Here is a 12,571-nt window from a genome sequence, read left to right as displayed (position 1 = left end):
ACTTCCATAATTTAATAAATATTTACTTCATTAGGTGTGAAAGCGGGTGAGCTTTTGCATGGCAGAACCGTTACGCATTGGGGTAGTGGGTGTTTACCATGAAACGAACACGTTTGCACCTGGGTTAACGCACCTGAGTGACTTTAGTCGTTGTTCCACGTTGGGGGAATTTCCCTTTATGGAGCTGTTTCAGCATACCCGAACGACGATGGGAGGAGTGATTGATGCCTCGCTGCAAGACTCCATTACGCTTGTGCCCGGATTGTATGTCTCGGCGACGCCTGGCGGAATCGTGTCCGATGAAGCTGCGAGACATATTTTGCAGCAGCTGACACAATCGATTCAACCAGGTCTTGATGGTTGGGTCGTTATTCTTCATGGCGCGATGGTGTCAGAGAGTTGTCCGGATATGGAGGAAGCTATACTGGAGGCCATCAGAAGTCGCATTGGTGTAGATATTCCCATTGCCGTCACTGTGGACCTGCATGCCAATCTGGGACCAAACATGCCTCAGTTATGCAACTTGCTCGTCGGATACGATACTTACCCTCATATCGATGCCTATGAACGTGGGATGGAAGCTTTGCAGCTGCTGGTTCGACAAATTCGTGGAGAGATTCAGCCTGTGATCGCATTGGCCAGACCGAATATGCTCGTGGTTCCTCAAAAAATGATCACGACGCAAGGTGTCATGAAGCAGATCATGGAGAAGGCGTTTGCAATGGAGCGTGACCCCGACGTCCTGAATGTAACTGTTTGCGGCGGATTTCCGTACAGTGACGTCCCTTTTGCGGGAATGTGTTTTGCGGTGACGACCAACGGGCGGGAATCCTTGGCACAGCGCTATGCGGATGAGCTGGCTCAGCTTGCATGGTCTCTGCGCGATCAGTTTCGAGTTGAAGCTATTGGCGTGACGGCTGCACTGCAATCCGTTCAGGAGGCCCATGAGGGACCCGTCATTCTGGTGGAAGGGTCCGATAATGTAGGCGGCGGTTCTCCTGCCGATGGAACGCATCTCCTACAAGAGCTTCTGAAGCTCCCTCAACGTAGCCTGATCGTCATTCGTGATCCGGACGCGGTTGCGACTGCATGCCGGCAAGGTGTAGGCGAAGTCTTCTCTTATCCGGTTGGAGGCAAAAGCGACAGCCTGCATGGCATGCCGGTTCCTGTCGAGGGGAAGGTCCGGCTGCTTTTCGATGGCATGTATACGCATCGAGGGCCTTACATGAAGGGCGCTATTGCTTATATGGGAACAACCGCTGTTATTGAAGCAGGTCCTGTTACCCTTGTCCTCACCTCCGAGCGGGTGCCTCCCTGGGATATCGGGCATGTTGAATCATTAGGGCTGCATCCTTCTTCTTTCCACATCATTGTAGTGAAATCGGCCGTAGCTTGGATCAGCGCCTTTGGACCCTATGCCAAGAAGATGATCGAGGTGGACACTCCCGGCTGCTGCACCGTCTCGTTGCAGAGTCTCCTCTACCGCCATGTACCCCCATCTGCATTTCCATGGAATTCAATTGAAAAGGAGCATGCAGAATGAACCGATACCAACAATCGATCGACAAATTTCAAGAAGCAAAAGCTTATGTAGCGGGAGGGGTAGCCAGCAGTCTCCGGGTTTCGATGAAGCCGACGCCCTTGTACGTACGCAAAGCGTACGGGGCGATCATTCAAGATGTGGACGGCCATGAGTACGTTGACTACATGCTGGCTTATGGCCCTCTGATCTTGGGTCATGCCCATCCCGGGTTTAACGAACGAATCCTCGAGGCTTTGCAGAAGGGGAGCACCTACGGCATGCAGCACGACGGCGAAATTCAACTGGGCCGGCGTTTAACGGAAATATTGCCTTGCGCCGAGCAAGTTGCATTCAGCGGATCGGGGACCGAAGCGGTGATGCTGGCGCTTCGGTTAGCGCGAGCCTATACCTCAAAGCGAAAAATCGTCCGTTTCTATGGTCATTACCACGGATGGTCGGACACCATTTTTACGTCTTTCCCAAGCCCGGATTTCTCCTCCGCCGGCCCGACCGAAGGGAACTCGGATATCATCCCGGGAACAAACGGACAAAGCCGCAGCAGTCTGCAGGATATCATCCTCTTGCCGTGGAACGACCCCGAAGCTTTGGAGGAGACGCTGGCACAGCATCATCATGAGATCGCAGCAGTCATAACTGAGCCCGTGATGTGCAATTCAGGCTGTATTGCACCCAAGCCGGGCTATATGGAATTGATGCGGGAGTTGACGTCAAAGTTGGGCATCGTGCTCATCTGGGATGAAGTGATCACCGGCTTTCGCATGGGGCTTGGCGGTGCGCACGAACGATTCGGCATCCTTCCGGATCTTGTGACGATCGGCAAAGCATTGGGTGGCGGAATTGCTCTAAGCGCGGTAGCGGGCAATAGAGAGATGATGTCTCTCATCGAAGAAGGAACCGTCATGCATCTCGGGACGCTCAATGGCAACGGCTTGTCGACAGCAGCCGGATTAGCGGTCATTGAAGAGCTATCGAAGGAGGACGGACAAGTGCTCAAGGAGATGGAGAACACCGCACTCCGTCTGTCGGATGGCATTCGATCTCATCTTGGCCGGAACGGTCATCCAGTCGTCGTCAATCAACTGGGTCCGGTGTTTCATGTCATGTTTATCGATAGAACGGAAGTGAACGATTTCGATACGTTTAATCTTCGGGATACGAGCCTGTATACGCAATTTGCCGAGGCGCTGCTGCACGAAGGGATACTCGTTCGTCCCAATGGACTTTGGTATGTCTCATCGGCCCATGGCGAGAAAGAGATAGATCAGACTTTGCTTGCGGTAGAACGGGTTGCTCGGAAGATAACTGTCCAACAATAATCAGGTCGTAGAGATAAGCAAGAGATGGAGGCCGCGGGAAGATGCTGGGCGCTTTTGCATGACCATAAAGGAAGGGAGCGACGCTAGATGAAAAAACCTGTGTCGACACAAGAAAACAATGGAAAACCTTTTAGCTCCGCCATTCAAGCGGGAGGGTTTATTTATGTATCCGGCCAAGGGGGATTAGACCCGAATACCGGGCAAATTGTTAGCCCTGATTTAAAGGGACAAACCAACCAGACGCTGCACAATATCCAAAGCATCCTGCATGAAGCCCATGCCACCTTGGACGATGTGGTCAAAGTGAACGTTTATTTGAAGGAAAGGTCCCATTATGAGGAGTTCAACGAAATTTACGGGGGTTTTTTCTCTTATCCGTTTCCTGCCCGAACCACGATTTATTGCGATCTGAATTTTGACATTCTGGTAGAAATCGATGTGATCGCACTATCGCCTAAAGGACGGATGCCTCAATGAATACATCGGAAAAATCAAACTTGACGGTCAAATCGGCCGACCGCGTCTTGGATATATTTGAATTGTTCGCGGAAGCGGGAGCACGCGAATTAAGTTTAATGGACATTGCGCGACGCCTGGAGCTCCCCGCGAGCAGTGTTTTCAAGATTGTTCAAAATCTTGTTCACCGGGGATACCTGGAAAAGGATGAGCACGGCAAGCTGTTTCATCTTGGCTATAAAATTTTTCAAATCGGCGCCCAATACGCGCAACATACGAATCTGACCGCAGAGTTTCAATCTATCGCGCAGCAGATCGTCTCTGAAGTCAATGAAGCCGTGTATTTATCCATCCGAAGCGACAGGAACATTCTCTATATCGCCGAGAAACAAAGTACGCATCCGGTTCGTTTTGTTTCGCATTTGGGTATGCAGCTGCCGCTCCATACGACAGCTATGGGCAAGCTATTTCTAAGCGCCATGAATGATCAGGAGATTGTGGCCATGTATGAAACCCATAGTCTGGGGCTGCTTACGGACCATACCCTGTCCGATATGGATCAGCTATTGGAGCAGCTTCATGAGATTCGCCGGACCGGGGTTGCTTACAGCAAGGGAGAAGCAGTGCAAGGGATTCAATGCGTAGCCGCTCCCATCGTAAATGCGAAGCAGGAAATCGTGGCGGCCATGAGCATTTCGGTTCCGTTAAGCCGGTTGGAGGAAAAGACCTGGCATCAAATGGAGGAACAGGTCGTACAAGGCGCAAAAAAGCTTAGCTGGCTGTTGTATTATCAGGTATAGCAAGAATGGGTCTATCCCTCCGTGAATTTTTTTCTTAATTCAAGCGGGGTAAACCCATTCATTTCCTTGAATACTTTGTCAAAATAATTGACGTTGCAAAAGCCTGTACGCTCTGCAATTTGCGTAATCGTCAAATCCTGCTGAATCAATAGCCGTTTGGCCATCTCAACCCGGTAACGATTGATGAACACCGTGGGGGTGACTCCGGTCACTTTTTTAAAGAAACGGGTAAAATGAAACAGGCTCATGTTTACCAGAGAACCAAGGGTGTCGGTATAAATTTTTTGATCGTAGCAAGATTCGATAAAATCAAGAGCGGGCTTGAGGCGTTTGTAGTGAGCGAGACTTTTGTCCAAATCTTTGTTCAGGCATGTTTCTCTCTGATAACCTCGGAGGATAGGGATGATCATGCGGTAGAGGGAGGACTTGATCATCAGCTCGCAGCCGATCGCTTGCTTGGCGTATTCTTGGTAGGCCAATTCAAAAGGAACAACCAATTCCCCCCATATCGGATGAGCGGGGAGAATCGGCTCCAAAATGGGAGCGGTTTGAATAAATCGGGCGTACACATGCTGCGATTCGGTATGCTCCAAGGAGCCGGCTAATAGGGACATATCAAAAATAAAGCCGCGAATGGTACAACTCTTGCCGTGTAATGCTTGCATGGAATGAATCTTGCAGCTGTTGATAAAAAGAATAGCCGGTGCGTCTACGGTGAAAGTTCGGTTGTCAATATGGACCTGAGCGGTGCCCTCCAAAAGATGAATAAACTCAAGGTGATCATGCCAGTGAGGTCTTACCAGATGATAGGAGCTCTTCACTTCCGTCATCCGCAATGGAAAGCGCTTTCCTTCGAAGGGTTCGATTTTCTTCAAAGCATCCAATTCGGACCACCGCCTTGTCAGCCTGATGATCGTTATTATAACTTAGCTGATTTACATCCGAAATGAGGAAAAAGGAGCAAGATCTTGTAAGGAAAGCGCAGATTGTTCTATAGAATACGTTATTTGAATTGCCCGATAATTAGGACATCAAGAAAGCAATTCATAAGGGAGAGAATGAATTGAAGAGCAAGACGTTGATGCAGGTTCGGCGCAATATGCCTAATTTGTGGATGGAGGGAGCATTGTTCGCGTTCTCCGGTTATGATGGGCGGACGCATTCAAGCTCTCGATTTGTAGCTACAGCAGGAGCTAACGATTACAGCTTACTGTTCCATACTCCGAAACGGAGATGGCTGGAATTTCAAGCCACTCCACCCGGGAACGTTCAAATTGCAACGGGCGACATCTTATTAGTAGACCATGAAGAGGGTCCGCTGCTCGCGGTATTTCAGAGCTGGCACACGCTAGTTGGAACAGCTCCCGCGACCGTAGATATGCAGCTGCGCTTTGAAGAAGAAGACGGGGGCGAGGTTCGGAGGGAGAATGCGTTTCTGGTTACGGAATCAGTGGATGAACAGGATGCTGTCGTATTGCTTAGACACGAGGACCGTTGGGCGCTGGCTTACGGAAGCCGAGTGGAAGAAGCAGCCGAGCGGGCCGTGAAAGGTTTGGCATCCGACGTCTGGAATGAAGCGGAAGACCGGATGCAATTTTATCGTCATGCTCCCCGGTTGGAAGATCCGCTAAAGGAGAGACTGCTGCTCAAATGCTTTAGCGTGATGAAAGTAAATACGCTTTCAGCCGAAGGCGTTATTCATCAGCACTGGTCCACGCCGGATCGTGTTCCCCACCAAGCGATGTGGCTGTGGGACTCCGTGTTTCATACATTTGCAATGAATAAGGTGGATCCGGCGATCGCCTGGCATTTTTTGAAATCGGTGCTGGATACGCAGCAAGAGGATGGAATGATTCCGCATACGACAAAGGTGGATGGGTCAAGCTCGAATATGACGCAGCCTCCCGTGCTCGCTTGGGGGGTGTGGGAAAATTATCTCCATACGAGGCGAAAGGACGATCTGCGGTATGCGCTTCCCCGGTTGGTACATTATTTGTCCTGGGATATGGCGAACCGTGACAGTAACAGTAATGAGCTGCTCGAGTGGATGATTGAGGGGAACCCGTTATGCCGCTCCGGCGAGTCGGGGATGGACAATTCTCCGCGGTTTGATCGTGCGGCCTTGTTGGATGCGGTTGATTTTTCAGTATTCGCGGCTCAGGATGCTCATTATATCGGACGCATTGCAGACGAGGTCGGGGACATCGCATTAGCGAACGAATGGAAGCGGAAGGCGGCCAATGTACGCGCCCAAATTCATAGCAGCCTCTGGGATGAGAAAGAAGGCTTTTATTTTGATAGAGATATGGACGGGAGCCTCTCCGGAGTGAAGGCGGTGAGCGGATTTCTACCTTTGCTTCTGGACGGATTGCCCCCGGAGCATGCGCAGCGACTGGTCTCCTTGCTTCACGACCCTGACCATTTCCAAACGAAGTTTCCGATCCCCACGACGGCAGCCTCGGAAGCGGAATACGGCACAGACATGTGGAGAGGACCGGTATGGCTGAATACGAACTACCTCGTCTACATCGGACTTCAGAGGCAAGGGAGGAAAGAGGAAGCGGACCGGCTGGCCCGGCAAACGATTCAGATGGTTCAAAAGTATTATGAAAGATTCGGGGTGATCTTCGAATATTTCGACTCTTCGGATCGTGTTCCTCCTATCGCTTGCGATCGCAAGGGACCTCCATCGGCTTTATATGACATACGGAAAAAGATGGATGTAGTCCGCGATTTTCATTGGTCGGCAGCATTGACGGCTTGCATGTTAATGGAACTGACATAGGAAATGTATCGTCATCAGGGGGAGGGGGGAGACTGTGGCTCAATTGAATGGGAAAGTCATTCTGGTAACAGGCGCACTGGGGAAGCTAGGCTTATCTGCCTTCAACCTGTTCTTAGAGAGAGGTGCCCGGGTGGTAGCTACAGACCTGGCTTCTCCTGAAGAGGCGAGCCAAAAGCTGGATCATACTGTTGCTGCTGGACGAAAGACGGAATGGATTTATGCGAGATCGGATGCGCGCGATGAAGAGCAAGTCATCTCGGCTCTCGAATGCATCAGGCAGCGTTGGGGGCGCTTGGACGGTCTGTATCATAACGCCTATACGCAAATTTCCAAACCGGCCATGGAGCTTACTTCAGAGGAGTGGAATGAAGTGCTGTCCGGCACCTTAACCAGTACGTTTCTGGTGAATAAGTATGCACTTCCTCTGATGATTGAATCTGGAGGCGGCGTCATTCTAAATACCTCTTCGGTCTTGAGTCAGAAGGTGAAACCGGCCTGTCTGGCTTATGGCGCCGCCAAAGCAGGCGTCAATCAGATGACCCGCGTCCTCGCTGCCGATTATGCGCATAGAGGAATTCGAGCGAATGTTCTGCTGCCTGGGGACATCAAGACGGAGGAGGCGCTGCGTCAACTAACCCCGGCCTTCAAGCAAGCTGTCGCTGCACAAACACCGTTGGGCCGATCAGGTACACCCGAGGAAGTTTCCGAGCTGGCTGCCTTTCTGCTATCCGATGCGTCATCTTATATCACCGGAGCATTGATAACCGTTGATGGGGGATTTGCGTTATGAGCGATTTTCTGTTTCATCATGGAACGCGGGAGACGTTAAAGAGGCAGGCCAAGGAAGGGTATGTTGCAATCGTTCCCTTGGGGGCGACGGAACAGCATGGACCGCATCTCCCCGTTTGCACAGACACGATGATAGGCGAACATATTGTCCTTGAGGCGTGCAGGAAGGCTGCCGATTCGATGAAGCTGCTCATGACTCCCATCCTTCCGGTAGGCTGTTCGCAGCATCACTTGGCTTTCGGCGGCACCTTATCTTTCTCCTCCTCGACGTATCTTCTTTTATTGAAAGAGCTTGGCGAAAGCCTCGTAGCCGGAGGCTTCCGTAAAATCATTTTTCTGAATGCGCATGGAGGCAATGAGCCTTTGATGCACCAAGCAGCGCAAGATCTTGCCGTTCAGCATACCATCTGGACTGCTTCCGCTTCCTATTGGAGCTTGTCCCGAGAAGCGCTTCATGAGCTGCATGCTCAAGAGATGGGGATGGTTCCGGGGCATGCCGGAGGGTTCGAAGCCTCGTTGATTGCTTCCTTAGACCCCCAACTCATCCAAGGAGGGCAGGATCCTATAGAGGGGTCTAAGCATCTGCAGCGTTCATGGATACATGGAGGGCCACCAGGTTCTTATGTAGGTAAACATAGTGAATTGACCGGGATGGACGGTTACACGGATTCCATCTCTCCCATGGACGGAGCCAAAGGCGCATCCTATTTGCAAGCCATCATTGAAGCAACGGCCCGCTGGCTCTTGCAAGTAGACCATTGGATGAATGAAGGGGCGCAGGCAGCCACATGAACAACCGAGCGGAACGCAAAAAAGTGGCTGCCATCGTTACGGAATACCGTCCTGATTCCCATGCGGAAGTCATCCTTGGAAGGCTGTTGGGTCAATTCGGTTATAAGCCGCAGATTGATGTCGTTGCGCTGTACCTGGATCAGGAGCCTCTTAACGATATCGGAAAGGAGGCTGCACGCGTCAATGGAATCCCTGTCTATGCCTCAATTGAAGAAGCGATCGCTGCACCTCATGCCGGACTCCCGGTAGATGGCGTTCTTCTGATCGGAGAGCATGGAGACTATCCATGGAACGAGAAGCGTCAGAAGCTGTATCCGCGCCGTCGCTTTTTTGAAGAAACCTTCCGTGCGCTGGATCAGTTGGGGCTTGCTGTTCCGATATTCAACGACAAGCATCTTTCTTATCGGATAGAGGATACGGAGTGGATTTATAGGGAGATTACGCGAAGAGGGCTTCCCTTTCTGGGGGGTTCGTCTATTCCGCATGCGCCACAGGTGCCAAGCTACCCGTCCAAGCGATTGCGGCAGGCCAAGGAAATTTTCGTGGTCAGCTGGCTTGGCATCGAGTCTTATGGATTTCATGGAATGGAGGTGCTGCAAGCGGCGGCAGAACAAAGAGACGGAGGCGAGACCGGCGTTCATTCGGTGCAGGCTCTGGAGGGGAGGTCCGTATGGGCTGCTATGGATCGGGGAGAGATCCCCGAGGAGCTGATGGTTGAAGCGTTGCGTACGGTAAGGGGGCCGCTGCCGGGGCATCCGAGGGATCATGTAGATGTTCCCGTCGTATTCATCATCGCGTACTGCGACGGTGTGCGAGGATACGTTCTTCAACTGCAACGCTTTGTACAAGAATGGGCTCTTGCCTTTCGGGGAGCGGATGGGAAGATCACGGCAGCTCGCTGCGAAAGCGGATGGGAGCGGCCCTACAGCCACTTCGAGAGGCTTACGAAACAGATTGAGCAGTTGATCCTGACCGGCCATTCTTCCGTACCTATTGAACGTACATTCGTCACATCGGCCATGATCAACCTGGGAATGGAAGCGCTTCATACGGGTAAGAAACGGGTCGTATCCGAGCTCCGATCCATCCGATATTCCCTGCGGAATCCTTCGGGATGATCCCTGCGAAAGGATACAAAACGAAACCTAGGGGGAGATCGCGGATGAGCGCTTTATCCAACTTATATTATTACAGGACCAAACAGCAGCTCTCCGATCCACCTCGACGCATGGATGCGGATTTATGCATTTATGGCGGTACTCCAGCGGGTGTAGCAGCAGCTGTCCAAGCAACTCGCATGGGTCTTAAAGCGGTTATTGCCGAATTCGGACGGAATATTGGAGGCATGACCTCCAGTGGGCTCGGACGAACGGATATTGGGGATAGGACTGCTATCGGAGGCATTTCCAGCGAGTTGTATGAGGCACTTGGCCGGCATTACGGAAGCGATGAACCGGACGGCAGAACATGGGCTTTTGAGCCTGGGGTAGCTGAGAGGATCTTTACGGAATGGCTGGAGCAAGCGAAGGTGGAGGTTCGCTTGGAGCAGCACTTGGACTCCGTAGAGCTGAAATCCGGTCGCATTCAACAGATCACAATGGAAGATGGCACGATTTACTCCGCTCCAATGTTTATCGACGCTTCATACGAAGGGGATTTGCTGGCTCGGGCCGGCGTATCGTATCATGTGGGCCGGGAATCCAACACCGTGTACAAAGAAACCTTGAACGGTATCCATTTTGGCCATCCGAAGCATAACTTTATGGCTTGGGTGGATCCCTATGTTGTAGAAGGGAAAATGGATAGCGGTCTGCTGCAGGGCGTAACCCAGGCCGCGCCGGGCGTGCAGGGCCAGGGAGACGATTCCGTGCAAGCGTACAATTTCCGGATTTGCTTGAGCAGCAATCCGGACAATCAGCTTCCTTTCCCTGAGCCGCCCGGCTATAACCGGGATGAATTCGCCTTGCTGGCCAGATATATCCGTAGCGGCGTTTGGGATGCCTTGAAGCTCAACAAGATCATGCCGAACCGCAAGAGCGATTTGAATAACTGTGGTGCGGTTTCTACGGATTATATTGGCAAAAATAATGCATGGCCCGAAGCGGACTACCGGGTTCGCGAGAAGCTCTTCCAAGAACATGTCCACTATAATATGGGCATGCTGTATTTTCTGGCGAATGATGACAGCATTCCCTCATCGATCAGAGCCGAGGTTCGGGCATGGGGCTTGCCCGCCGACGAATTCCAAGCTGCCGGCGGATGGCCTCATCAGCTTTATATTCGCGAGGCAAGACGCATGATCTCCGATGTCGTTATGACAGAGCATCATTGTCGTCATTACTCCACCGTAGAGGATTCCGTAGGGTTAGCCGCATATACGATGGATTCCCACAATTGCAGGCGATTAGCGCTAGACGGTCGTTGCATCAATGAGGGCAATGTGGAAGTCAGTCCGAAGGGTCCTTATCCGATCTCCTACCGAGCGATCATTCCCAAAGGAGAGGAATGTACGAACCTTGTCGTACCGGTATGTCTCTCTTCCTCCCATATTGCTTATGGTTCTATACGGATGGAGCCTGTCTTCATGATTCTTGGTCAATCTGCGGCTACAGCGGCCGCACTGGCGCTACGGCATCAATGCGCTTTGCAAGAATTGGATTACGGCGTGCTGCGCAACCAGCTGCTGGCGGATCGTCAAATTCTGCATGCCGAGATGTAATCGGTTGATTTTCAAATATGACTTAGCGGGAGGTCACACATTCATGAACACAAAGGCAACGGCAATTGGGCTTGTTGCAGCCCTATCTCTTATGGTCACTGCCTGTTCATCCAACAATTCTACAGATGCCCCGGCGAGCGGGAAGCAGGTCGGAGAAGGGGGGGCGGCTTCGCCGAAAGAAGTCACCGTTAAAATCGGTCTGCCAGGGGGGTATGATATCACCAGCAAGCAGATCATCACTAATTTTCAAGCCAAGTATCCGCATATTAAGCTGGACATCGAGGAGACGCCCTGGGCTGATTTTGTTACCAAAATCGTGACGCGTATTGCGGGCAATAATGCGCCTGACCTCTGGTTGCAAGAAAATGCCGTTGTGCTCGGGTACGGCAAGCGCGGGGTTGCGGAAAACCTGGAGCCTTACATTACGCGGGATCTGAAGACGGATGAGTATGTTAGCGCACTGACCTCCGCCGAGCTGGACGGCAAAATCTATGGCATTCCCCACGGAATTAATCCCGGTGCGCTCGCCTTTAATAAACGGATTTTTGAAGATCACAACGTGCCGCTGCCAACAGACGATTGGACCTTCAATGATATGATCGAGGCGGCCAAGAAGCTGACGAAAGATACGAACGGAGATGGGAAACCCGATATCTTCGGTTTTCAGACAGGGAATAATATTACGCTCGGCTGGCTGCCTTGGATGAGGGCTTACGGCGGTTCTGCCCTGGATGCGACATTGACGAAATCGAATTTTACCGATCCGAAATCGATCCAAGGACTGACGGCATGGGCGGATACGATCAACAAGCTGAAGATCAGTCCGACTCGGGAAGCTGCGACCACCGGCAAATTTTTCGAGAATGGGAAGGCGGCAATGACCTTCTTCCAATACGCAACCCAGGTTTCGCTAAATAAGAATAAGCCGGACCTGGATTGGGATACGGTCATGATGCCGAAAGGGATGGACGGCAAACGTTTCGTTCCGATGGTGGTGAATCAATGGGTGCTGTACTCGAAGTCGAAGCCGGAAGTGAAAGAGGCGGCATGGACGTTCCTCAAATACTATTTGAGCGATGAGGGACAGAATTTGCTCTCCGAAAGCGGAACTAGCTTGCCTGTGAAGAAAACAGCCTTGGCAGAGCTTGAGAAATCGACGACCAAGCCGCTGAACAAGAAGGCTTTCACGAAGGGGATTGAAGAAGCGGGAGGCACCTTGGACGAGAACCCGTCCTGGAACGAATGGAGAGCCGCAGCCGGTCCGATCCTAAACGACATTATGGACGGAAAGCGGACGCCGGAAGACGGGGCCAAAGAAATTCAACAAAAGGTTCAGCAAGTGTTGGATGACAATAAATAAACGGAATCGAC

The 12,571-nt window shown here is 51.7% G+C and carries 11 protein-coding genes; 10 read left to right on the top strand and 1 reads right to left on the bottom strand.

Annotated features, from left to right (window positions below; genetic code table 11):
• Positions 1 to 58 precede the first annotated feature (58 nt).
• The 4 genes from LKX83_RS15375 (at position 59) to LKX83_RS15360 (ending at position 4,115) form a co-directional block, all read left to right on the top strand.
• The gene (locus tag LKX83_RS15375) at positions 59 to 1,543 is read left to right on the top strand and encodes a M81 family metallopeptidase (protein ID WP_227883162.1); all 1,485 of its coding nucleotides are present in this window, start codon (positions 59 to 61) and stop codon (positions 1,541 to 1,543) included.
• Positions 1,540 to 2,859, top strand: coding sequence for an aspartate aminotransferase family protein (locus tag LKX83_RS15370; protein ID WP_227883161.1), 1,320 nt, complete (start codon positions 1,540 to 1,542; stop codon positions 2,857 to 2,859). The genes LKX83_RS15375 and LKX83_RS15370 overlap by 4 nt, the downstream gene beginning before the upstream one ends.
• Positions 2,860 to 2,946: 87 nt before the next feature.
• Positions 2,947 to 3,336 (top strand): RidA family protein, encoded by a 390-nt coding sequence (locus LKX83_RS15365; RefSeq protein WP_227883160.1) that lies wholly within the window; start codon positions 2,947 to 2,949, stop codon positions 3,334 to 3,336.
• The gene (locus LKX83_RS15360; protein ID WP_227883159.1) at positions 3,333 to 4,115 is read left to right on the top strand and encodes an IclR family transcriptional regulator; all 783 of its coding nucleotides are present in this window, start codon (positions 3,333 to 3,335) and stop codon (positions 4,113 to 4,115) included. The genes LKX83_RS15365 and LKX83_RS15360 overlap by 4 nt, the downstream gene beginning before the upstream one ends.
• Positions 4,116 to 4,126: 11 nt before the next feature.
• Here the strand turns inward: LKX83_RS15360 and LKX83_RS15355 are convergent, their stop codons facing one another.
• Positions 4,127 to 4,999 (bottom strand): AraC family transcriptional regulator, encoded by an 873-nt coding sequence (locus LKX83_RS15355; RefSeq protein ID WP_227883158.1) that lies wholly within the window; start codon positions 4,997 to 4,999, stop codon positions 4,127 to 4,129.
• Positions 5,000 to 5,178: 179 nt separating this feature from the next.
• Here LKX83_RS15355 and LKX83_RS15350 point away from each other — a divergent pair, with 179 nt between their 5' ends.
• Genes LKX83_RS15350 through LKX83_RS15325 form a run of 6 tightly spaced genes read left to right on the top strand, consistent with a single transcriptional unit; the run spans position 5,179 to position 12,560 of the window.
• Entirely contained in the window at positions 5,179 to 6,900 is a 1,722-nt protein-coding gene (locus tag LKX83_RS15350; RefSeq protein WP_227883157.1) for an amylo-alpha-1,6-glucosidase, read from the top strand.
• A 34-nt stretch (positions 6,901 to 6,934) separates the two neighbouring features.
• A complete protein-coding gene (locus LKX83_RS15345; protein ID WP_227883156.1) occupies positions 6,935 to 7,690 on the top strand; it encodes an SDR family NAD(P)-dependent oxidoreductase in 756 nt (251 codons plus the stop codon).
• Complete coding sequence (locus tag LKX83_RS15340) at positions 7,687 to 8,481, top strand: creatininase family protein (RefSeq protein WP_227883155.1); 795 nt, start codon at positions 7,687 to 7,689, stop codon at positions 8,479 to 8,481. The genes LKX83_RS15345 and LKX83_RS15340 overlap by 4 nt, the downstream gene beginning before the upstream one ends.
• A complete protein-coding gene (locus LKX83_RS15335) occupies positions 8,478 to 9,599 on the top strand; it encodes a hypothetical protein (RefSeq protein ID WP_227883154.1) in 1,122 nt (373 codons plus the stop codon). Before LKX83_RS15340 ends, LKX83_RS15335 begins: the two co-directional genes overlap by 4 nt.
• Positions 9,600 to 9,643: 44 nt before the next feature.
• Positions 9,644 to 11,200 (top strand): FAD-dependent oxidoreductase, encoded by a 1,557-nt coding sequence (locus tag LKX83_RS15330; protein ID WP_227883153.1) that lies wholly within the window; start codon positions 9,644 to 9,646, stop codon positions 11,198 to 11,200.
• A 43-nt stretch (positions 11,201 to 11,243) separates the two neighbouring features.
• On the top strand, positions 11,244 to 12,560 hold the full coding sequence (locus LKX83_RS15325; RefSeq protein ID WP_227883152.1) for an ABC transporter substrate-binding protein: 1,317 nt from the start codon (positions 11,244 to 11,246) through the stop codon (positions 12,558 to 12,560).
• Positions 12,561 to 12,571 lie beyond the last annotated feature (11 nt).

It is taken from the genome of Cohnella baijiui (assembly GCF_020731285.1).
Taxonomy (GTDB): Bacteria; Bacillota; Bacilli; order Paenibacillales; family Paenibacillaceae; genus Cohnella.
This window is presented reverse-complemented; position numbering and strand designations above follow the sequence as displayed.